Source organism: Ferrovibrio sp. GW821-FHT12B10 (assembly GCF_058807515.1).
Genome location: NZ_JBXAQT010000003.1, coordinates 78,478 through 99,420, shown reverse-complemented (window position 1 = coordinate 99,420; position 20,943 = coordinate 78,478). Strand labels below are relative to the sequence as shown.

Genomic DNA, 20,943 nt, shown 5'->3' with positions numbered 1-20,943 from the left:
GAGGACATGATGAACCGCCTGTTTGATATCCTGCGCCATATGTCGGCGGGCTGGCGCCTGCTGATCTGCCTGTGCATCGGGGCCGGCATCTTCCTCTGGCCGTTCCAGCCCGACGACCCGATGGTGCATGCCGGCGCGGCCTGGGTGGCCGGGGTGGTGCTGTTCCTCGGCTGGACCGCCTATGCGGTCAGCTGCATCTCGATCGCCCAGTTGCGCAAACGGGCGCGCGAACTCGACGACAATGCCTGGGTCATCTCCCTGCTGGTGATCATCGCCGCCGCCATCAGTCTGGCGGCGCTGGGCCTGATCATCGCGGGCAAGGATTCGGCGCAGGGGCTGATCCTGGCGCTGCGGCTGGGTTTCGGCGGCGCCAGCATGATCTGCGCCTGGTTGCTGATCCATACCGTGTTGGCGCTGCACTATGCGCATCTCTATTACGGCGATATCGAAGGCGATGGGAAAAGGGAAGACCGCAAGGGGTTGGATTTTCCCGGCAAGGGCGATCCGGACTACTGGGACTTCTTCTATTATTCCTTCGTCATCGGCATGACCTGCCAGGTCTCCGATGTGTCGATCTCGTCCCGGGGGATGCGGCGGCTGACGCTGGTGCACAGCATCGTGTCGTTCTTTTTCAACACCACGGTGATCGCGCTCACCGTCAACCTGATCGCAAGCAACTAAAGCGGCAGCCAATTATAAAAGCGGCAGGGCGTACCGCATCCCGATGGCGACCAGCATGCCGATCAGGATGGCGGTCATCGACTTGCGCAGCACCAGCATGACGACGATGGCGGTGGCGAGGCCGGCCCACATCGCCGGATCGCCACGCATGGCGGCCGCCGTGACGATGGCGACCAGCACGCCGCCGGCCATATGGCGCAGGAAACGCTCCAGCCGGGGTGAGATGGTGACGTAACTCATCATCCAGAAGCCGCCGACGCGGGTCAGCAGCGTGGCCAGCGCCATGCCGGCGATGGCGATGACGGCGGCGGTGTTGAAGGTCAGGAATTCAGTCATTGCGGCCGCTCCACAAACCGGCAAGGCCGGCGCAGGCGCCGCCGATCAGGATGTACCAGTTGCCCGGCAGCCAGAGCAGGGCGGCGACGGTGCCGGCCACGGCGGCGAGCCAGGGCAGGATGTCGCTGCGCCCACGATAGAGTCCGATCACTGATGTGGCGAAGACGCCGGCGATCAGGACGTCGAGACCCCAGCGTTTTACATCCAGGCCGCCGGAGCCGACGAAAGCTCCCAGCGCCGTGCCACTGACCCAGACCGGCCATTGCATGATCACGGTGCCGAGCAGGATGCCGAGATCGCGGCGACCGTTCATCATCGCCTGCAGCGTGATGGCCCAGCCGGCATCGGTCATGCCGGCCGAGACCGGCAGCACCCAGTGGCGCGGCAGGTTGGCGATATAGGGCTGCATCGCCGCGCCCATCACGATATGGCGCGCATTGACCAGGAAGCTGGTCAGCACGATGGCCAGCACGGGCAGCGGCGAGGCGCTCCACAGGCTCAGCACGGCGAACTGCGCGCTGCCGGCAAAGGTGGCGATGCTCATCAGGGTGGCTTCGCCCGGCGACATGGTTACGCCCAGCGCCGCTGCGCCGAAGGCGATGCCGAAGGGCAGGGCGCTGATGCTGTAGGGCGCGGTCAGCTTCATGCCGTACCACACGCCCGCGCGCGTGAAAGTGCCGCCAGCGGAAGCAGCGGCGGAATCGGAAGGCTGGATGGTCATGCGGCGAAAACTAGGAGTTGGCGCACGGGCAGTCAACCGGTATGATGGTTATATGGCGAAGACGCTGCCGATCCTCGAACTCAGTCTGCATGGCGGTCATCCGGTCCTGGATTACGTCAATACCGTGGACTGGCGCGACCGGCCGGAGAGCGAGGGCGGATCAGTGGATACGCTGACGTCCTATGACGCGCTGCTGGCCTGGTGCCGGCGTTGCGGCATCATCGGCACGGCCACCGAAACCGAGCTGGAGCGTCAGGCCGCCGCCGCACCAGCGCGTGCGACAGCGGTGCTGACCGAAGCCGTCGCGCTGCGCGAGGCGCTGCATGGTCTCGCCAAGGGTACGCGGCTGGGCAAGGCACCGCGTCCGGCCGATCTCGATATCCTCAACAAATGCCTGCTGCGCTATCCCGAAGGCCGCAGTATTGCGCCATCGGGGCAGCGTTTTGTGTGGAAATCGCATGGCGACGGCATTGCGCTCGGTTCACCGCTCGGTGCGATTGCGCGACTGGCGGCCGAGCTGCTGGTGACGGTGGAGCCGGCCAGCATCCGCTGCTGCGCGGGGCCGGGCTGTGGCTGGCTGTTCCACGACAGCAGCCCGAACAAGCGCCGTCGCTGGTGCTCGATGGAAAGCTGTGGCAACCGCGCCAAGGCACGCCGCCACTACGAGCGGGTCAAAACAACTCATTAGAGATGAATCCGGAACTTTGCCCCTGAGCTTTCATTTGGAATCATTCCAATTGAAGTGACCAGCAGCAGAGGTGGATCATGGCCAAGGCCCCGACTAAAACCGCGCCGGCAAAGGCAGCGGCTGTGAAGACCGTTGCCGGCAAGGGCGGCGAGACGCATCAGCAGGCGAGCGCCGCCGACGGCCGCGACCGGCTGACCACCAATCAGGGCACGGCGATTGCCGATAACCAGAATTCCCTGAAGATCGGCGCCCGCGGTCCGACGCTGCTGGAAGACTTCATCCTGCGCGAGAAGATCACGCATTTCGATCACGAGCGAATTCCTGAACGCATCGTGCATGCGCGCGGTTCGGGGGCGCATGGCTATTTCCAGGTCTACAAGGACCAGAGCGCCATCACCAAGGCGGCCTTCCTGAGCAATCCGCGCGAGAAGACCAAGGTTTTCGTGCGCTTCTCCACCGTGGCCGGCGGCGCGGGCTCACCGGATACGGTACGCGATGTGCGCGGCTTTGCCGTGAAGTTCTATACCTCCGAAGGCAACTTCGATCTGGTCGGAAACAACATTCCAGTTTTCTTCATCCAGGATGCGATGAAGTTCCCCGATCTGGTGCATTCGGTGAAGATGGAGCCCGACCGCGCCTTTCCGCAGGCGGCCTCGGCGCATGACACCTTCTGGGATTTCGTTTCACTGATGCCGGAAAGCACCCATATGCTGATGTGGGCGATGTCGGATCGTGGTATTCCGCGCAGCTACCGCATGATGGAAGGATTCGGCGTCCATACCTTCCGCTTCATCAATGCCAAGGGCAAATCCACCTTCGTGAAATTCCACTGGCGGCCGACCATCGGCGCGGCCTCGCTGATCTGGGATGAAGCCGTGAAGCTGGCCGGTGCGGATTACGACTTCCATCGCCGCGACTTGTGGAATGCCATCGATACCGGCGACTTCCCGGAATTCGAGTTGGGCATCCAGGCCTTTGACGAGAAGACCGCCGATGCGCTCGGCTTCGATGTGCTGGATCCGACCAAGCTGATCCCCGAAGAAATGATCCCGGTGCAAATGATCGGCAAACTGGTGCTGGACCGCAACCCGGACAACTTCTTCGCCGAAACCGAGCAGGTCGCCTTCCATCCGGGCCATGTCGTGCCCGGCATCGACTTCAGCAACGATCCGCTGCTGCAGGGGCGGCTCTTCTCGTATCTCGACACCCAGCTCAGCCGTCTCGGCGGCCCGAACTTCCACGAGCTGCCGATCAACCGGCCGGTCTGCCCGATGCGCAACTTCCAGCGCGACGGCATTCATCGCATGGACGTGCCCAAGGGCCGCGTCGCCTATGAGCCGAACAGCCTCGCGCCGGACAGCCCGCGCGAGCATCCGACTGCTGGATTTTCGTCCTTCCCCGAAAGCGTGAGCGACGACAAGCTGCGCGCCCGTCCGGAAAGCTTCGCTGACCATTACAGCCATGCCCGGCTGTTCTGGCTGTCGATGACCAAGCCCGAGCAGACCCATATCGTCAGCGCCTTTGCCTTCGAGCTGGCCAAGGTCGAGACCATCGCCATCCGCCGCCGCATGTTGGGTCGGCTGAAGCTGGTCCATGACGACCTGTGCAATGGCGTCGAGGCGGCGCTGGGCATGGAAGGGCAGGCCGAGACGCTGACGCCCGCGGTGCCGGCCAAGACCATGAAGCCCTCCAAGGCGCTCAGCCTGATCGCCAAGGCGCCGCCGACCATCAAAGGCCGCAAGATCGGCGTGCTGCTCAGCGATGGTGGCGATGCCGCCTTGCTGGCCGCCGTGCGGAAGGCGGCGCAGGCCGAGAGCGCGGTGGTCGAGATCGTGGCGCCCAAGATCGGCGGTGCCAAGCTCAGTGATGGCAGCAAGGTCCCGGCCAACCACACCATTTCGGGTGGGCCGTCGGTGCTGTTCGATGCCGTGGTCCTGCTGCTGTCTGCCGATGGCGTGAAGACGCTGGTGCGCGAGGCCGGCGCGGTGGCCTGGGTGCATGACGCCTTCAGCCATCTGAAGGTCATCGGCCATGTCGCGGCGGCGAAGCCGCTGATGGACAAGGCCGGCGTCGAGCCCGATGACGGCATCGTGGCGCTGGACGGCAAGGGTGGCACCAAGGCCTTTGTCGCCGCGGCCAGCCAGCATCGCATCTGGGCGCGCGAGCCGAAGCTGCGCTCGCCGGGCTGATCACCGGCGCGGGTCGAACAGCGCTTCGCGCGTCTGGTACGGCCGGAAGCCGGTCTTCTGGTACAGCGGCAATGCGGCCGGGTGGTCGAGGTTGCAGGTGTTCACCATCAGCCGCTGCGTGCCGTAGGAGAATGCCTGCCGCACGCCGGCGCGCAGCAGCCATGGCCCCAGGCCGCGCCCGAAGAATTCGGGCGCCAGGCCGAAATAGGCGATGTTGATCGGCTTGCGCGGATCGCTACCCTCGTCGCGGCGGTCGAGTTCGATATAACCGGCCGGCACGCCGCCGACATAGGGCACCCAGATCTCCACCAGCGGATCGGTAATGATCTGACCGAGCGCCAGATCGCTCAGGCGATGGCGGTCGAGCCAGTGCCAGGCGCGGCCGACGGTGTCATAGAGATAGCGGTAGAAGCCGACTGTGGGCTTTTCCAGCCGCAGCAGCGCCAGCTTGGGTACCAGCGGCGGGCGGTCGCTGCCCTCAGGCAGGTTCCGCAGCATTTCGAGATAGACGACGGTGACGTTGTAACGCCCATCATCCAGCAGCATGGCCGGCGGCAGCCGGAAGATCGCCGGCGCAACCGTATTCTGATCGGTATGGCGGGCTTCGGCCATGGCGCCCCGTTCAGGCCTTGTTGAGTTCCGCCGGCAGGTCGGCGCGGCCGCCCCATTCGGTCCAGGAACCATCATAGACGGCATTCTGGCGATGGCCCAGCAGATGCAGGCCCAGCATCAGGATGCAGGCCGACACGCCCGAGCCGCAGGTGGTGGTGGTCGGCTTGGCCAGGTCGACGCCGGCCTTGGTGAAGATGTCCTTCAGCGCATCGGCCGGCTGGAACAGGCCGGTCTTGGGATCGGTCATCAGTGACGAGGGCACGTTCAGCGAACCCGGGATATGGCCGCCGCGCAGGCCGACGCGCGGTTCTGGCTCGGTGCCTTCAAAGCGTCCCTTGCTGCGGGCATCCACCACCTGTTCGCGCGGGTTGGTCATGTTGGTGCGCATCTGGTCGACATCGCGCACGAGGAGGTCATTGCGGCGCGCGGTGAAATGCCGTTCACGCGGCATCGGCGGCAGGTCCTCCACCGGGCGGCCTTCCGCTTTCCATTTCTTGAAGCCGCCGTTCAGGACGGCGACATCGGTATGGCCGAAGACACGGAACATCCACCATGCGCGCGGGGCGGAGAGATGATTGTCAGAGCCGTCATAGACCACGATGCGGTTGCCGTCGCCGATGCCAAGCCGCCGCATGCGCGAGGCGAACTTCTCTGCGCTGGGCAGCATATGGGGCAGCGGCACGTCGGTGTCGGCGATCTCGTCAATGTCGAAGAACACCGCGCCGGGGATATGGGCATCGGCATATTCGGCCTTGCCGTTGCGGCTCATGGTCGGCAGGTACCAGGAGGCGTCGACGATGCGTAAATCAGGCGCTCGCAGATGCTCGGCCAGCCATTCGGTCGATACCAGCGCGTCCGGATTGACGTAGTTCATTGTGCAACTCCCTGATTGCGGTCTTCAGGCCGTGAATTCGATATTCACCCGGCGGTTCTGCCGGCCCTTGTTCTCGACCTTGCGCACCACCACCGGCCCGATCTCGCCGGTCTGCTTCACATGGGTGCCGCCGCAGGCCTGCAGGTCGAGCGGGCGGTCGACGCCCACCACCTCGATCAGGCGCACCCGACCCAGACCCATCGGCGGCTTCACCGCCATGGTCTTCACCAGGTCGGGGCTGGACAGCAGCTCCTCGTCGGTGATCCAGCGCGAGGTCACGGCATGGTCGGCGGTGATCAGTTCGTTCAGCTTCGCCGTCAGCGTGTCCTTGTCGGGAATGCTGTCGGCCATGTCGAAATCCAGCCGGCCCTTGCCGTCGCCGACCTGGCCGCCGGTCACAGGAAACGGCACCAGCGCCGACAGCAGATGCAGGCAGGTATGCATGCGCATCAGGCGATGACGGCGCGCCCAATCGAGTTCCAGCTTGCCCTTGGCGCCGACTTTGAGCGCCGCGGTGCCGCCGGCCGGCACATGGATGATGCCATCGGGGCCGTCGCCCTTGCGGGTGTCGGCGATGGCGACGATCTCGCCGCCCTCCAGCACAAAACGCCCGACATCGCCGGGCTGGCCGCCGCCAAGCGGATAGAAGATCGTGCGGTTGGTCTGGAAGCCGCGCTCGTCGATGGCGGTGATCACCGCATCGCAAGTCGTCAGATAGGCATCGTCGCGGAACAGGAAGTCGGTCATGCGATCAGGCCATCCAGGCGGGAACCGGCAGGTTCTTGCTGCGCAGGAATTCCGGATTGAACATCTTGCTCTGGTAGCGCGCACCGCCGTCGCAGAGCACGGTGACGATCGTGTGGCCCGGGCCCATCTTCTTGGCCAGCCGTATAGCGGCGGCGACGTTGATGCCGCTCGAGCCGCCCAGCACCAGGCCTTCATGCTGCACCAGGTCGAACACCACGGGCAGGGCTTCCTCGTCGGTGATCTGGAAGGCGTCGTCGGGCGTGATGCCTTCCAGGTTGGCGGTGATGCGGCCCTGGCCGATGCCCTCGGTGATCGAGCTGCCCTCGGCCTTCAGTTCGCCGTGCTTGTAATAGTGATAGAGCGCGGCGCCCATCGGATCGGCCAGCGCGACCTGCACCTTCGGATTGCGTTCCTTCAGCGCCATCAGCACGCCGGCAAAGGTGCCGCCAGACCCGACCGCGCAGGTGAAGCCATCCACCTTGCCGTCAGTCTGGTCCCAGATTTCCGGGCCGGTCGTGCGGTAATGCGCTTCGCGGTTGGCGACATTGTCGAACTGCTGCGCCCAGATCGCGCCGTTGGGTTCGGTCTTCGCCAGCTCCTCGGCCAAGCGGCCGGAATATTTCACGTAGTTATTCGGATCCTTGTAAGGCACGGCGGGCACCAGACGCAGGTCAGCGCCGCACAAGCGCAGGAAGTCCTTCTTCTCCTGGCTCTGGGTGTCCGGCATCACGATCACCGACTTGAACCCCATGGCATTGGCCACCAGCGCCAGGCCGATGCCGGTGTTGCCGGCGGTGCCTTCGACAATGGTGCCGCCGGGCTTCAACGCGCCGCGCTTGATCGCGTCCTGCACGATGAAGAGCGCAGCCCGGTCTTTCACCGAACCGCCGGGATTCATGAATTCGGCCTTGCCGTAGATGTTGCAGCCGGTGAGTTCGGAGGCTGCCTTCAGGCGGATGAGGGGCGTCTTGCCGATGCTGTCGATGAAGTCTTTACGGATGTCCATGCCGGGCTCGGTCTGTTGGGGTTGGGGCTGATATAGCGCCTCCCGAAGCCCATCCTATACCGAGGGGGGGTTAGGGTCGCAACCCGCGGGGATCGGCCCATTTTTTCCGCAACTGCTCACGGTATACCCCCAGCCACAGCAAGCCGATGGCGGCCGGCGAATTGGGGATTTTTCCAGCTTCCCACTGTGCGAAAGCCTCGGTGAAGGGCAGGGCGAAAACCCGGATATCCTCATGCTCGTCGTCCAGCCCATGCAGGCCGCCGGCCTTGGCGGCGTCGACCCGGGCGCAGAACATGTGGAACCGCTCACAACAGAAGCCCGGCGTCGAATAGGTCATGCCGATCGGCAGCAGTTCGCCGATGGCTTCCAGGCCGCTTTCCTCCTTCAGCTCGCGCCGGCCGACATCCTCGATGGTTTCGCCATCCTCGATCAGGCCGGCGACAACCTCGATCATCCAGGCGCGATCACCGTTGAACAGGGCAGATGCGCGGAACTGTTCGATCAGCACCACTTCATCACGCACAGGGTCATAGGGCATCACGCAGACGGCGTCGCCGCGATAGACGACTTCCCGGTCGATGCTCAGCGTGCCGCCGTCGAACCGGCCATGGTTGAGCCATAGTTTGTCGACCTTGAGATGGCCGCGGAAGATTGCTTCCTGCCGCACCAGCTCCACAGGCATCGGCTGGTGGCTGACATCTACCGACTTGCGCATGGCATGGGTCCCTGATGATGGAGGCTGCGGAGGAAATCGGTTTTCTGGTGGCGCTGCCATGTCGACAGCCGCCAGTCGGTCCGCGAGGCGGGCAGGGCGCCGCGTGCCGGCAGGAAGACCAGCGCGAGCTGGCTGCCGGCGGTATCGGACGGCGCAGGGCCTGGACCGGCCGGCACAGAGGCGTGATGCACGCGGGCGTGATGCACGGGCAGTTGGCGGGTCAGGTATTCTGGCCCCTCGTAGCTGGCCAGGCGGGCGGCATCCTGGGGCCGGGCCGCCTGGAACAGCAGGCCGTCGACCACGCCGCCGGGGGCCCGGATCAACACGGGGTAGCTGCGGCCCAGGGCCTGCTTGCGCCGGTAGCCATGGAGGCGGGCGGGCTGCAACTGGCGCGGGCTGGGCCTATAGCCGAGAATCAGGCTCTGCACGTCCGGGTCGCACAGGGTGCCATAAAAGAAATACTTCATCGGGGGCTGGCTTGACCTGTCTGGGGAATGATCCACATTGCGGTGACCTGCGTATATTAACCGTGTAGTTGAGAGAGCGGAAATCCTCAAAGACCATGACTGTGACCAACCTGAGCCCGACCCAAGAGACTCGCCTGCCGGAACATCATATTCCGGCCGAGTTGCTGCTGGATTACGCCAGCGGCAATTTGGCGGAATCGTGGTCGCTGGCGGTCGCCTGTCATCTGACATTCTGTCCCCATTGCCGCCGCGAGCTTGCCACGGCCGAACGGGCAGCCGGCAGCATGCTGGAGGCCACCCCTGCGGAAACCGTCAGCACCGCCGGGTTCGAGGCCATTGCGGGCCGTCTGGGCGAGCAGGACAAGGCTAAGACCAAGACGACCAAGGCTCCGGTCGAAGGCGTGCGCATGGACGGCATCCCGTCGCCGCTGAAATCCTATCTGGAGGCCGATTTCGACAACCTGCCCTGGCGCTGGAGCGGCACGGGATTCCAGTCTTATGCGCTGCCCTTGCCCAAGGTCGATGGCGGTATGATCAGCCTGCTCAAGATTGCCCCCGGCGCTGGCCTGCCCATGCATACTCATCGCGGCGACGAGCTGACGCTGGTGCTGAGCGGCGGCTTCACCGATGAAATTGGTGCCTTCCGCAAGGGCGATCTGGAAGTTGCCGACGGCAGTGTCGAGCATCGTCCTGTTGCCATGCTGGATCAGCCCTGCATCTGCCTGGTCGTGACCAATGCGTCCCTGGACTTCCGGGGTCCGCTCGGCTGGTTTTTCAATCAGTGGGCAAAGCTCTCGGCCTAGTCGCGGTTGCCTCCGCTCTGGCTCTCGTTTCTGGCGGGGCCGTGGCGGGGGAAACCGAAATCCGTGATTTCGAAGTCTGGCGCAATGGCGAGACCATTGGCCATCACCGTGTCACCATCGATCGGGACGAGGACCGGACCCGCGTCGCCGTCGATATACGGCTGCGCGTCACCTTCGGGCCGTTGACGGTGTATCGCTACATGCATGAGGCCGAGGAAATCTGGCAGGGCGACCGCCTGGTCAGCCTGGTCTCCACCACCGATAACGATGGCACCGCCGAACATCTGCGCGCTGAAACACAGGGCGAGGGCCTGGCTGTCGCGGGCTCGGGCTTCGCCGGCCACCTGCCGGCCGAGGCGATACCCACCAGTTACTGGCGCAGTGACTTCACACGCCGCAGCCCGATCATCAACAGTCAGAACGGCCGTGTGCTGGCGCTGACTGTCGAGCCGCAGAGGCTTGAGATGGCTTCTGCCAGCGGCGCGGATGTGCCAGCCTGGCGCTATCACCTGTATGGCGATATCGATCTGACGCTATGGTATGATCACGCCGGCCAATGGGTGAAAGCCGCCTTTCCTGCGAAAGACGGCTCTCTGATCGAATACCGGTTGCGGTGATCGACGGTCAGCTTTTGGTGAAGCCGTACTGCATCACGTCGATGGTGCCGGCGTTGAAGCCACCCTCGCAATAAGCCAGGTAATAGCGCCACATGCGGCGGAAGCGCTCATCAAAACCGAGCAACCGGCTTTCCAGCGCGCGGATCTGCGGCCAGGCGGCCTCGAAGCGGCGATGCCAGTCGTTCAGCGTGCGCGCATAGTCGCGGCCGAAGCTGAAGGAGTCGGCGATCTGCAGTCCGGCCGCATTGGCCTGGGAGGCGACCATCTCGGGCGAAAGCAGCATGCCGCCGGGGAAGATATGCGCCTGGATGAAATCCATCGTGCCGCGATAATCGTCGAAATACTTGTTGTCGATCACGATGGCCTGAATGCCGGCGCGGCCCTGCGGCAGCAGGCGGTCACGCAGCTGGCTGAAATAGGTCGGCCAGTATTTCTCGCCCACCGCCTCGATCATCTCGATGGATGCAATGGCGTCATACTGCCCGGTCAGGTCGCGGTAGTCGCGCAGCTCGATGTTGACCAGATCGCTTAAGCCTTCGCGCTGGACGCGGGCCTGTGCGTAATCGTGCTGTTCGCGGCTGATGGTGACGGCATGCACCTTGGCGCCGAACTCGCGCGCCGCGACGCAGGCGAAACCGCCCCAGCCGCAGCCGATCTCCAGCACGCGCTGGCCGTGCTGCAGGCGCAGTGTCTCGCCGGCCAGCCGGCGGTACTTGTTGAACTGGGCTTCCTCCAGGCTTTCGTCGCCACGATGCCACAGCGCCGAGGAATAGGTCATCGAGCGGTCGAGCCAGTGGCCGTAGAAGTCGTTGCCCAGGTCATAGTGATAAGCGATGTTGCGCTTGCTGCCGCGCTTGCTGTTGGCGGCGAAGGCAAAGCCGATGCGGCGCAGCAGCCGCAGCCATGGCTTGCCCATCAGGGTGGAATCGAGGCCGCTGTTGAGGCAGGCCCATTCGGTCAGCGCGGCGAGATCGTCGCAATCGTAATCGCCGTCGATATAGGCCTGGCCGACGGCGAGGTTGCCGCCGAGCAGCAGCCGTTTGGCCACCCGCTGGTGATTGACATGCAGCGTGGCGACAGGGCCCGGCTCGGTGCCGTGGGCCTGCAGGGCGCGGCCGTCGGGCAGGGTGATGGTGATGCTGCCATGGCTGATGCGCGCCGACAGTGACAGCATCAGCCGCATCCAGCGGGTCAGGCCAGGCAGGCGCAGCACATCCTGCGGCGAGCGGACAACCAGCGGTTCGGCTGAAGCGGACGAAGTTGCGCGGGGATGCGCAAGACGGGCATGGACGGCTTCTGCGGCGACTTCCATCGCGGCCTCGGCGGCTTCACCCAGGGTCGTCTTGCGATCGATATAAGCTTCAGTCATCCAAAATGCTCCGTCACACTTCGTCGTGTTTGGGTCGGCCGGCCGAGACAGGATCGCGCGGCGGCGCCGTCCAGCGGAAGAAGGCTGCACCCTTGCGCCAAAGCTGCAGGGCCTCCCAGTGGATACCGGCAACGATTTTTACGGTCATCAGCGGATGACGGATGAAGGCTTTCAACAGACTGTGATCGGACAGCGCTTCATGGCGGCCGCTCTGGGTGGCGATCAGCTGTAGTGCGCCGCTGGCGGCATGCTGATGGATCGCGATGCCGATTTTTTCGCCAGGTGGCAGCAGGCGGAAACGGTATTCGCCACTCAATGGCAGGAAGGGCGAGACATGGAAGCGCTTGGCCACGCTGTGCTCGAGAGGGGCACTGTTCTGCTGCGCCGGAATCTCGATCAGGTAGGTGTGCTGGTCGCCGAAAGTGTTCTTCACTTCATAGAGCACGGCGCGCAGGCGGTCGGCCGCGTCGTAGCAGAAGAAGACGCTGAGCGGATTGAAGACATGACCGAAGAAGCGCGGAAAGCAGAAGATGCGGATGCGGGCTGCAGCCTCGCTCAGGTCCTCGCGCGCCAGCGCCGCTTCCACCCAGGGCCGTAGCGGCGAGCCGTCGCGCGGGCCGTGGTCGCGGTCATGGAAGCCGAGCAGGCCAAAGCTGTTGTAGCTGAGCAGGCGCGACCGCGCGGCGATCTGCGGTAGCCGGTCGATATCCAGCAGCAGCGAGAAGACGCGATAGTTGAACTTGTGCCGGAACGGCAGCAGTCGTTCGTGCATCACTCGGCAGCGGTACAGGCTGGCATCGGGCAGGGAAAGCATTGCTGTCATGCTCAGCCCGCCGCCGCCAGATCGGATAACGGCGCCGGCGCCGCGAAAGGATCGGCGATACCAAGGCCTGCGGCAACGTTCAGCCCGGCGGTGAAGCCATCTTCATGGAAACCGTATTTGCACCAGGCACCGCAGAACCACAGCCGGTCGCGGCCCTGGATCTCGCCCAGGCGCTTCTGCGCATTGACCGCACGCTGGTCGAACAGCGGATGCTCGTAGTGGAATTCGGCGAACACCTTGTCCTTCGCCGGCTCCTGCAGCGGATTGAGCGTGACAAACAGCGGATGGCGTTCGTCGATCGATTGCAGCCGGTTCATCCAGTAGGTGAGGCCGACACGGCGCTGCAGGTCACGGCGCGGCTCGGTCAGGTAGTTCCAGCTCGACCACACGCTTTTGCGCACCGGCATCAGGGCGGGATCGCGATGCAGCACCGCGCGGTTGGGCTGGAAGCGGAAGCAGGACAGGATGTCGCGTTCGGTGGCGGTTGCCTGGTCGCCGAGCAGGCGCAGAGCCTGGTCGCCATGGCAGGCCATCACCACCTTGTCGAAACTCTGGCTGACGCCATTGACGATCACTGTGGCGCTGTCGGCCGTGCGGCGCACCGCCTGCACGGGCGTGTTCAGATGCAGCGTGAAGAGGCGGTCGGCCAGCAGGCGGCGCACATATTCGCGGCTGCCGCCCTGCACGGTGTACCATTGCGGCCGGTCGTTGACGCTGAGCAGGCCATGGTTCTTGAAGAAGCGTGCAAAGGTCTCGGCCGGGAAATCCATCATGCCGGCTAAAGGCGTCGACCAGATCGCCGCGCCCATCGGCAGCAGGTAATCCAGCATGAAGCCGTCGCCATAGCGGCCGATGCCCAGATAGTCGCCCAGCGACAGGTTGGCCATGCGGCCCTTGGCCAGATCGGTGATGGCCGAGGCATTGAAGCGCAGGATGTCGCGCCACATGCGGTGGAAGCTGGGCCGCAGCAGGTTGCGCTTCTGTGCGAACAGCGTTGCGATGCTGCTGCCGCTCCATTCGAGCTGGCCGGGATCCTGCGCATCGCCCACCGTGACGGCGAAGGACATCTCGCTCTTGATCGAGGGCACCTTGAGATGCTCGAACAGCCGCGTCAGGTTGGGGTAGTTCCAGTCATTGAAGACGATGAAGCCGGTATCAACCGCAATGGCGGTGCCGTCATAATCGACGACCGCCGTGTTGCTGTGGCCGCCGGGATAGGCGTTGGCTTCAAAGACGGTGACATCATGCTGGCGGGACAGCGCCCAGGCCGTGCCCAATCCGGAAATCCCTGCGCCGATGACGGCGATGCGTTGCCGCCGTTCGTTGTCGGTCCGACTCATTCAGCCCCCGCTGCCTCTTGAATATCATTGCGTAAAGCGGCGAAGCCCGCCAGTGCTGCTTTACGGGCCTCGTTGTGGTCGACCAGCGGCTCGGGATAGTCGCGCCCGAGTCTCAGGCCGGCGGCCGCCATCACTTTCTCGGGCGCCATCCAGGGCTGATGGATGTATTTGTCGGGCAGGGCTGCGATCTCGGGCACCCAGCGCCGCACATACTGGCCCTGGCTGTCGAACTTTTCACCCTGAAGGGTGGGGTTGAAGATGCGGAAATAGGGCGCGGCATCGGCGCCCGAACCGGCGACCCACTGCCAACTGGCCGAATTGTTGGCCAGGTCAGCATCGACCAGCGTGTCCCAGAACCAGGCCGCGCCGCGACGCCAGTCCTGCCGCAGATGCTTCACCAGGAAGGAGGCCGTGATCATGCGGACGCGATTATGCATCCAGCCGGTGTGCCAGAGCTCGCGCATGCCGGCATCGACAATGGGGTAGCCGGTGCGGCCTTCCTGCCAGGCGGCGAGCAGGCCGTTGCGATTGTCCCAGGGAAAGGCCTCGAACTCCTCGCGGAAGCTGCGGCCGGGCAGATCGGGGAAATGGAACAGCAGGTGATGCGAGAATTCGCGCCAGCCCAGTTCAGCCAGAAATTTCTCGGCGTTGCGCCCGATGCCGAAGCCGCCCTTGGCGCTCAGGTGATGGATCGCATGCCAAATCTGGCGCGGACCGATCTCGCCGAAATGCAGATACGGTGACAGGCCCGAGGTCAGTGCGCGATCGGGGCGGTCGCGGCCCTCGGCATAGCCCTGCAGCGATCCGTCGAGGAAGTCTTTCAGCTTCTCGGCGGCGGCATCTTCGCCCGGCACCCAGTGATCGCGCAGGCCATGCGCCCAGTCCGGCGTGCGCGGCAACAGCTTCCAGTCCTCGAGCGCATCGCTGTCGGGCGCCGGCAGGCAGCGTTCGACCGCGGCCGGCGCGCGCTGCGGCGGTTCAGGATCGGGCAGGTAGCGGCAGGCGCGCCAGAAAGGCGAGAAGACCTTGAACCAGCCGCCGGCCTGGGTCTTCACGGTCCAGGGCTCGAACAGCAGCGCGGCATTATGCGTCTCGACCGCGACGCCGTGATTCTTCAGTGTGGCCTTGACCGATGTGTCGCGCGCAATCGCCCCCGGTTCATAGCAGCGGTTCCAGTGCACGCTGCCGGCGCCGGTTTCGCGCGCCAGCGCATGCAGGATGGCATGCGGGTCGCCGCGCCGCAGCACCAGCCGGATGCCGTAGCGCTTGTCCAGCGCCGCGCCGAGCTTGTCCAGGCTGTGATGCAGCCACCAGCGGCTGGCGCCGCCGGGCGCCCAGGCCGTGGTGGCGGTGTCGAGGATATAGAGCGCGATGACCGGGCGCCCGCCTGCGGCAGCCTGCGCAAAGGCCGGATTGTCATGCAGGCGCAGGTCCTGGCGGAACCACACGATTGCCGGGGAGAGGGAAGAGGAAGACGCTGACATGCCCTGCCGTATCTGCTGTGCGCCGCAGCATGAAATCGCTGCGGTGTTCGCTTTTTGATACGCAGGGCCGGAAGGGGCGGATCACCGTTCTGCCGGCTCCATTGTGGTTCGCCATGGTCCGGTGACCGGCGTCACCACGTTCCCGTGAGCAGGCCCCTGAGAGGGGCTTTACCGGCCGCTGTTGCCGTCGGTATCGCGCTCGAGCAGGCGCAGCGCCAGCGAGGCGGCCTGGGTACGGTTGAACACCTGCATTTTGGTGAAGATCTGGCGCAGATGCGCCTTCACGGTCACCTCCTGCACGCCGAGCCGGATGGCGATGGCCTTGTTAGAGTCGCCCTGGCTGACCCATTTCAGCACCTCGCGTTCGCGGTCGGTCAGCGCGGCCAGGCGCGGATCGGCTTCCGACGTCGCCAGCGGGCGCGGCGGCGCATCGTCGCCGGCATCCAGCTCCTGCCGCAGGCTGCGCAGCAGCTCGCGGTCGTCGGCGCCGTTGCGGGCGCGCTCGGCCAGGTTGGCGAACTTGGCGGCGGCGATATAGCTGGGCAGGAATTCCTCATACAACCGCAGCGCCTTCACCACGGTGAGGATCATGCTCTGCTGCGTGATCTCGGTCTTTTCCTTGTAGTCGTTGATGCCGTGGTTCGACACCACGGTCAGCGGCGGCGCCTGGCCTGGCTGGCCGGTGCGGATCACGATCTGCGTCGACTTGTTGTTAAGGTCGGTACGGATGAAATCGACCAGCGCCAGACCGGCATGCTCGGTCTCCATCACCACGTCCAGCAACACCAGCGCGATATCGGGATTGTCGCGCATCACGTCGCGCGCCTCGGTGGCCGAGAAGGCGCTGAGGAAATTCAGGCTGCGCTTGCGGTAATTGAAATTGCGCAACAGCAGCTTGGTCAGGGAATGGACATCGGGCTCGTCGTCGACGATCAGCACTTTCCAGTGCCGCGCGCTGCCGGGCGGACGGGTGTCGTCGCGCCGCTCAGACTTCTCATCGACAAAGTGAAGCGAGGGTTCCAAAGCCACTACCTTTCGTGGAGTCTCATTCTAGCGAATCGCCGCATAAAAGATACGCCGCGCCAGTAAGACCTTCTGGGTAACCTTGGGTGGAGAATTGGTTCAGCCGGGGGCCAATTGGTTTAAACCCGGCGGGGCCGCAGCAGGGTATCGCCAGGCTGCAGCAGGCGGCCGTCGGCGGCGCGCAGCTCCAGGTTCCGCACGCGGGTGCCGGTCTCGCGGTCGACCAGTTCGACTGGGCAATTGCCATCGGGAAACTGGTAGGTCTCGCCCCATTCCCGCATGGCCACCAGCACGGGAAACAGGGCACGGCCCTTGTCGGTCAGCCCATAGTCGTTCCAGGCACTGCCGTCCGCAGCCGGTGCAGTCTGCAGGATGCCCTGGGCCACCAGGCCGCGCAGGCGGGTGGTGAGGATGTTTTTGGCCAGACCCAGGCTTTTCTGGAAATCCCCGAACCGGCGCGGACCACCCAAGGCATCGCGCACGATCAGCAGCGACCACCAGTCGCCCACCACGTCGAGGGTGCGGGCGATGGGGCAATCGGCGTCTTGCAGGCTGGTGCGGCGCATGGCGGCTCCTTATGGCGGCGCGGACGGGAGGCTTTGTGAGGGCCGTCACCGGGGCGACCTGTATAGTGGTTGCATTATAGGACTAGTGGGCTTATCCATCAAGTGCGGTTTCATTATTAAACCATTCAGACCTGGAGAAGACCATGAGGCTCAAGAACAAGACGGCGCTGATCACCGGCGGCAACAGCGGCATCGGCCTGGCCACGGCCAAGGCCTTCATCGCCGAAGGCGCGCGGGTCGCCATCACCGGGCGCAACAAGGCCACGCTGGATGCCGCGCTGAAGGAACTCGGCGGCATCAATGGTGAAGGGCGGGCCATCGCCATCCAGGCCGATGCCACTGATATTGCCGCGACCGAAAAGGCCGTGGGCGAGGTGGCAAAGGCTTTCGGCAAGATCGATATCGTCTTCGCCAATGCGGGCATCCCGGGCAGCACCCCGCTGGGCAGCAGCAAGCTGGAAGCCTTCGAGCAGATCCTGCGCACCAACATCACCGGCGTATTCTTCACTGTGCAGGCCGCCGCGCCGCATCTGAGCAACGGTGCCTCGGTCATCCTGAATGGTTCGGTGATGTCGCAGTTGGGCTCGCCCGGTTCCTCGGCCTATGCCGCCAGCAAGGCCGGCGTGCGCGGCATGTCGCGCGTGCTGGCCTCTGAACTGGCGCCGCGCGGCATCCGTGTGAATGTGGTGTCGCCCGGTGCGACCCGCACGCCGATATGGAACGGCGCGGCGCCCACGCCCGAAGCCATGACCCAACTCGACAAGCGCCTGAGCGGCATGATCCCGCTCGGCCGCCTGGGCGAGGCAGACGAGATCGCGAAGACCGTGCTGTTCCTGGCCTCCGACGAGGCGTCGAATGTCAACGGCGCCGAGATCTTTGTCGATGGCGGCACCAATGGCTCACCGGTCGGTGGGCCGGTCTTCCGCGGCTGATATGGACTGAAAAATACGAGGGGCCGCCACGGAAGCATGGCGGCCCCTTTGTTGAGTCCAGGCCTACTGCAGGCGCGCGGTCAGGATCTTGAAGCCGGCATAGCCAAAGGCCAGCGCGAACACGCTCTCGAACCAGCGGCGCAGGCGCAGATAGACGCGCACCGCCGGCGCGCTGGAGAACAGTATTGCATAACCGTGGAAGACCAGGGTGCTCTGCACCGCCACGGCGGCGATGATGGCGAGCAGCGTCAGCGGCGAGGCCTGCGCCGGCACGCCCACGGCATAGAGCGAGCCGAAGAACAGAATTGCCTTCGGGTTGGTCAGGTGCAGCGCCAGCCCGCTGCCATAGGCGCGCTTGAGCGAGGTGTAGGTCGCGCCCCTGATGGCGGCATCGCCAGGCTTCAATGCCGAGCGCGCCGACTTGAAGGCCAGGAAGATCAGGTAGCCGGCGCCGAAATAGCGCATCACTTCAAAGACCCAGGCATTGGCCAGCATCACGGCGCCCAGGCCGAAGGCGGCGGCCGTCGACCACATCAGCGAACCGGTGCTGACGCCTGACGCCATGGCAAAGGCATAGCGCCGGCCCGAGGTCATCGCCGTGCCGGCGATGTTGAGCGTGGCAGGGCCAGGGCTGCCGGTGGCGAGCAGTGCCGCGAGCAGGATGAGGGGGAGATTGATATCGTCGATCATGGCGCAATGCTTGCCGGATATTTGGCGTCAGGCAAGCGCGGACATGTATCGCTACAATTTCAGCGCTGGGTATACTGTGCAGGATTCCGGACTCACCCGCACAGGTTCTCATGAACTCCAGTCACCAGATTGCATCCGGCCGTGCCATGCTGGCAGCAGAGACCGCAGGTCGCGGCGATCCCGTCGTCTTCCTGCACGCCAATGTCTGCGACCGGCGCATGTGGCGCGCCCAACTGGACAGCTTGAGTGCCAGTCACATGGCGATTGCCTATGACCGGCGCGGTTTCGGCGAGACCCGCGCGGAACCGGAAGATTTTTCCGCCATCGACGACCTGATGGCGGTGATCGCAGCCACGGCGAAGGGCGCGCCGGTGATCCTGGTCGGCTGCTCACAGGGCGGACGCATCGCGGTCGACGCCACGCTGCGACATCCGTCAGCGGTGCGCGGTCTCGCTCTCATTTCCCCTACCGTGACCGGCGCACCCGATCCGGTGCTGTCGCCAGCGATCAAAGACATGATGGCGCGGCAGAAGCAGGCCGAAGCGTCCGGCGATCTCGATGCGGTGAACGCGATCAAGGCGCATCTCTGGCTCGATGGCCCGCTGCAACCGGAAGGCCGCGTCACCGGCGCGGCGCGGCAGTTGTTTCTCGACATGAACGGCATTGCGCTGCGTGCCAGCCCGGTCGGCACCGACAGCGATCTGCCGCCCGATGCTTTCCGGCGTCTGGGCGAGATTGCCGTGCCGTCGCTGGTGATCTGCGGCGACATGGACTTCCCGCATATCCAGGAGCGCTGCCATCACGTGGCGGCGCTGATGCCGAAGGCCGCGCATCATGCGCTGAGCGGCGGTGCCCATGTGCCGAGTCTGGACAGGCCGGCCGAGGTCACGCGGCTGCTGACGGATTTCATCGCGCGCTGCTGACGGCGCAGATATCGTTACATTGCGAGAGCGATGCGCCGTGCTTTCTTTCGCTGCACGGCGCGTCCCACGCGTTCGCCGGCGATACGGACCAGACGGCGGAAGGTGGGACATTCCAGATGGCTGGGCGCGCTGCATTGTGCCGCGTGTCTCAGGCCGTCGCGCATTGCCATCATGCGCCGGATCGTCAGGTCGAGGTCATCCGCTTTCGCCGCCAGTTTGTCGCGGCGGATGCGCAGCCGGCCATCAGGCGCGAACATGGCGACGATTTCATCCAGGCTGAAACCGGCCGTACGGCCGAGCGCGATGAGTGAGAGCCGCTCCAGCACATCTGGATCGAACAGCCGGCGCAGCCCGCGCCGCCCGATGGAAACGATCAGGCCTTTTTCTTCATAGAAGCGCAGCGTCGAGGCGGGCAGGCCGGCACGCGCGGCCACTTCGGCAATATCGAGGACTTTCATGCTTGACCTCAAGTGAACTTGAATTTGTAGGGTAGGGCCAGTTCCCAACTGAAACAAGCGAGGTTAAGTCATGAATGAGATTGTTTTGCGTACCATCCTGGTTGGCGTCGGAGCGACGCTGGCGATGGATGTCTGGGCCGTTCTGCTGAAGCGCGTCTATGGCGTTACCGGGCTGGATTACCGTCTGCTCGGCCGCTGGCTGGGCCATCTGGCCAAAGGCCGCGTTGCGCATGACGGGATCGGTCGCGCCTCACCGGTGCCGGCCGAGGCCGCGCTCGGCTGGATCGCGCATTACGCTATCGGGATCGTGTTTGCCAGCGGACTCGTCGCCATCTGGGGCGACGGCTGGCTGCAGGCGCCCACGATGACGCCGGCGCTATTGACCGGCCTTGCCACCATCATCGCGCCATTCCTGATCCTGCAACCGGCATTCGGTCTCGGGATTGCTGCGTCACGCACACCCAGCCCGGGCACGGCACGTCTGCGCAGCCTGGTCACGCATCTGGTGTTCGGCACCGGCCTCTATCTTGCGGCCCGTGCGGTCGCGGCGTTCTGATTGCATCACGGAGACAGCAACAATGATTCCCGCAAGATTTGCACCCGTCGTATTCGGCTTTGTTCTTTCGGCCCTGATGTCTTTCATTGTCTCGGGGATCGCCACTCTCCGCACGGCCGGGCCGGTTGAGGGTTTTGCCGGACTCTGGATTGGCGCATGGCTGCCGTCATGGCTTGTCGCATTCCCGGTCGTACTGGTGGTTGCGCCGATGGCGCGCCGGGTCGTGCAGCGTCTGGTCAGGGCCTGACCAGCGGAGAGGGACGGGCGCGCGCTAGGCGCGTCCGGTCGCCGCTACGATGCAGCGGGTGATGAAGGACTACGAT

The 20,943-nt window shown here is 64.8% G+C and carries 25 protein-coding genes; 9 read left to right on the top strand and 16 right to left on the bottom strand.

Annotation, left to right across the window (positions count from 1 at the left end; all coding sequences use genetic code 11):
• Positions 1 to 9 precede the first annotated feature (9 nt).
• The gene (locus AC1RRT_RS20225; RefSeq protein ID WP_493015786.1) at positions 10 to 681 is read left to right on the top strand and encodes a DUF1345 domain-containing protein; all 672 of its coding nucleotides are present in this window, start codon (positions 10 to 12) and stop codon (positions 679 to 681) included.
• Positions 682 to 693: 12 nt separating this feature from the next.
• Here the strand turns inward: AC1RRT_RS20225 and AC1RRT_RS20220 are convergent, their stop codons facing one another.
• Both AC1RRT_RS20220 and AC1RRT_RS20215 read right to left on the bottom strand, forming a co-directional pair.
• Positions 694 to 1,017, bottom strand: a complete 324-nt coding sequence (locus AC1RRT_RS20220) for an AzlD family protein (RefSeq protein ID WP_493015785.1) — start codon at positions 1,015 to 1,017, stop codon at positions 694 to 696.
• Positions 1,010 to 1,738, bottom strand: coding sequence for an AzlC family ABC transporter permease (locus AC1RRT_RS20215; RefSeq protein ID WP_493015784.1), 729 nt, complete (start codon positions 1,736 to 1,738; stop codon positions 1,010 to 1,012). The genes AC1RRT_RS20220 and AC1RRT_RS20215 overlap by 8 nt, the downstream gene beginning before the upstream one ends.
• Positions 1,739 to 1,790: 52 nt before the next feature.
• Here AC1RRT_RS20215 and AC1RRT_RS20210 point away from each other — a divergent pair, with 52 nt between their 5' ends.
• Entirely contained in the window at positions 1,791 to 2,426 is a 636-nt protein-coding gene (locus tag AC1RRT_RS20210) for a CGNR zinc finger domain-containing protein (protein WP_493015783.1), read from the top strand.
• Positions 2,427 to 2,503: 77 nt separating this feature from the next.
• Positions 2,504 to 4,615: a catalase gene (locus tag AC1RRT_RS20205; RefSeq protein ID WP_493015782.1), complete on the top strand. Its 2,112-nt coding sequence runs from the start codon at positions 2,504 to 2,506 to the stop codon at positions 4,613 to 4,615.
• On the opposite strand, the gene AC1RRT_RS20200 is transcribed toward AC1RRT_RS20205, so the two are convergent.
• The 6 genes from AC1RRT_RS20200 to AC1RRT_RS20175 form a co-directional block, all read right to left on the bottom strand.
• A complete protein-coding gene (locus tag AC1RRT_RS20200) occupies positions 4,616 to 5,227 on the bottom strand; it encodes a GNAT family N-acetyltransferase (protein ID WP_493015781.1) in 612 nt (203 codons plus the stop codon).
• A gap of 10 nt (positions 5,228 to 5,237) precedes the next feature.
• Positions 5,238 to 6,101, bottom strand: a complete 864-nt coding sequence (gene sseA / locus AC1RRT_RS20195; RefSeq protein ID WP_493015780.1) for a 3-mercaptopyruvate sulfurtransferase — start codon at positions 6,099 to 6,101, stop codon at positions 5,238 to 5,240.
• A gap of 24 nt (positions 6,102 to 6,125) precedes the next feature.
• The gene (locus AC1RRT_RS20190) at positions 6,126 to 6,848 is read right to left on the bottom strand and encodes an alanyl-tRNA editing protein (RefSeq protein ID WP_493015779.1); all 723 of its coding nucleotides are present in this window, start codon (positions 6,846 to 6,848) and stop codon (positions 6,126 to 6,128) included.
• Positions 6,849 to 6,852: 4 nt separating this feature from the next.
• Entirely contained in the window at positions 6,853 to 7,854 is a 1,002-nt protein-coding gene (locus AC1RRT_RS20185) for a cysteine synthase A (RefSeq protein ID WP_493015778.1), read from the bottom strand.
• Positions 7,855 to 7,924: 70 nt separating this feature from the next.
• On the bottom strand, positions 7,925 to 8,569 hold the full coding sequence (locus AC1RRT_RS20180) for an NUDIX domain-containing protein (protein ID WP_493015777.1): 645 nt from the start codon (positions 8,567 to 8,569) through the stop codon (positions 7,925 to 7,927).
• Positions 8,554 to 9,036: a gamma-glutamylcyclotransferase family protein gene (locus AC1RRT_RS20175; protein WP_493015776.1), complete on the bottom strand. Its 483-nt coding sequence runs from the start codon at positions 9,034 to 9,036 to the stop codon at positions 8,554 to 8,556. Before AC1RRT_RS20175 ends, AC1RRT_RS20180 begins: the two co-directional genes overlap by 16 nt.
• Before the next feature lie 95 nt (positions 9,037 to 9,131).
• Between AC1RRT_RS20175 and AC1RRT_RS20170 the strand changes: the two genes are divergently transcribed.
• Both AC1RRT_RS20170 and AC1RRT_RS20165 read left to right on the top strand, forming a co-directional pair.
• Positions 9,132 to 9,839, top strand: a complete 708-nt coding sequence (locus AC1RRT_RS20170; RefSeq protein WP_493015775.1) for a ChrR family anti-sigma-E factor — start codon at positions 9,132 to 9,134, stop codon at positions 9,837 to 9,839.
• Between the two features lie 41 nt (positions 9,840 to 9,880).
• A complete protein-coding gene (locus tag AC1RRT_RS20165) occupies positions 9,881 to 10,456 on the top strand; it encodes a DUF6134 family protein (RefSeq protein ID WP_493015774.1) in 576 nt (191 codons plus the stop codon).
• A 7-nt stretch (positions 10,457 to 10,463) separates the two neighbouring features.
• On the opposite strand, the gene AC1RRT_RS20160 is transcribed toward AC1RRT_RS20165, so the two are convergent.
• The 6 genes from AC1RRT_RS20160 to AC1RRT_RS20135 all read right to left on the bottom strand — a co-directional run bounded on the left by AC1RRT_RS20160 (position 10,464) and on the right by AC1RRT_RS20135 (position 17,061).
• Positions 10,464 to 11,825 carry a class I SAM-dependent methyltransferase gene (locus tag AC1RRT_RS20160; RefSeq protein ID WP_493015773.1) on the bottom strand — a complete coding sequence of 454 codons (1,362 nt, stop codon included), beginning with the start codon at positions 11,823 to 11,825 and terminating at the stop codon, positions 10,464 to 10,466.
• Between the two features lie 13 nt (positions 11,826 to 11,838).
• Positions 11,839 to 12,648 carry a DUF1365 domain-containing protein gene (locus AC1RRT_RS20155; protein WP_493015772.1) on the bottom strand — a complete coding sequence of 270 codons (810 nt, stop codon included), beginning with the start codon at positions 12,646 to 12,648 and terminating at the stop codon, positions 11,839 to 11,841.
• Between the two features lie 2 nt (positions 12,649 to 12,650).
• Positions 12,651 to 13,988, bottom strand: coding sequence for an NAD(P)/FAD-dependent oxidoreductase (locus AC1RRT_RS20150; protein ID WP_493015771.1), 1,338 nt, complete (start codon positions 13,986 to 13,988; stop codon positions 12,651 to 12,653).
• Complete coding sequence (locus AC1RRT_RS20145; RefSeq protein ID WP_493015770.1) at positions 13,985 to 15,472, bottom strand: cryptochrome/photolyase family protein; 1,488 nt, start codon at positions 15,470 to 15,472, stop codon at positions 13,985 to 13,987. The genes AC1RRT_RS20150 and AC1RRT_RS20145 overlap by 4 nt, the downstream gene beginning before the upstream one ends.
• Positions 15,473 to 15,640: 168 nt before the next feature.
• Complete coding sequence (locus AC1RRT_RS20140) at positions 15,641 to 16,501, bottom strand: LuxR family transcriptional regulator (protein ID WP_493015769.1); 861 nt, start codon at positions 16,499 to 16,501, stop codon at positions 15,641 to 15,643.
• 113 nt (positions 16,502 to 16,614) lie between these two features.
• A complete protein-coding gene (locus tag AC1RRT_RS20135) occupies positions 16,615 to 17,061 on the bottom strand; it encodes a winged helix-turn-helix transcriptional regulator (RefSeq protein WP_493015768.1) in 447 nt (148 codons plus the stop codon).
• A 143-nt stretch (positions 17,062 to 17,204) separates the two neighbouring features.
• Here AC1RRT_RS20135 and AC1RRT_RS20130 point away from each other — a divergent pair, with 143 nt between their 5' ends.
• Entirely contained in the window at positions 17,205 to 17,993 is a 789-nt protein-coding gene (locus tag AC1RRT_RS20130; protein ID WP_493015767.1) for an SDR family oxidoreductase, read from the top strand.
• A 63-nt stretch (positions 17,994 to 18,056) separates the two neighbouring features.
• On the opposite strand, the gene AC1RRT_RS20125 is transcribed toward AC1RRT_RS20130, so the two are convergent.
• The gene (locus tag AC1RRT_RS20125; protein WP_493015766.1) at positions 18,057 to 18,683 is read right to left on the bottom strand and encodes a LysE family translocator; all 627 of its coding nucleotides are present in this window, start codon (positions 18,681 to 18,683) and stop codon (positions 18,057 to 18,059) included.
• A 110-nt stretch (positions 18,684 to 18,793) separates the two neighbouring features.
• On the opposite strand from AC1RRT_RS20125, the gene AC1RRT_RS20120 reads away from it, so the two are divergent.
• Complete coding sequence (locus tag AC1RRT_RS20120) at positions 18,794 to 19,606, top strand: alpha/beta fold hydrolase (protein ID WP_493015765.1); 813 nt, start codon at positions 18,794 to 18,796, stop codon at positions 19,604 to 19,606.
• Positions 19,607 to 19,620: 14 nt separating this feature from the next.
• Here the strand turns inward: AC1RRT_RS20120 and AC1RRT_RS20115 are convergent, their stop codons facing one another.
• Positions 19,621 to 20,064, bottom strand: a complete 444-nt coding sequence (locus tag AC1RRT_RS20115) for a helix-turn-helix domain-containing protein (RefSeq protein WP_493015764.1) — start codon at positions 20,062 to 20,064, stop codon at positions 19,621 to 19,623.
• 70 nt (positions 20,065 to 20,134) lie between these two features.
• Between AC1RRT_RS20115 and AC1RRT_RS20110 the strand changes: the two genes are divergently transcribed.
• Together AC1RRT_RS20110 and AC1RRT_RS20105 are read left to right on the top strand one after the other, a co-directional pair.
• A complete protein-coding gene (locus AC1RRT_RS20110; protein WP_493015763.1) occupies positions 20,135 to 20,620 on the top strand; it encodes a DUF2938 domain-containing protein in 486 nt (161 codons plus the stop codon).
• 22 nt (positions 20,621 to 20,642) lie between these two features.
• Positions 20,643 to 20,867, top strand: a complete 225-nt coding sequence (locus AC1RRT_RS20105) for a DUF2798 domain-containing protein (protein WP_493015762.1) — start codon at positions 20,643 to 20,645, stop codon at positions 20,865 to 20,867.
• Positions 20,868 to 20,943 lie beyond the last annotated feature (76 nt).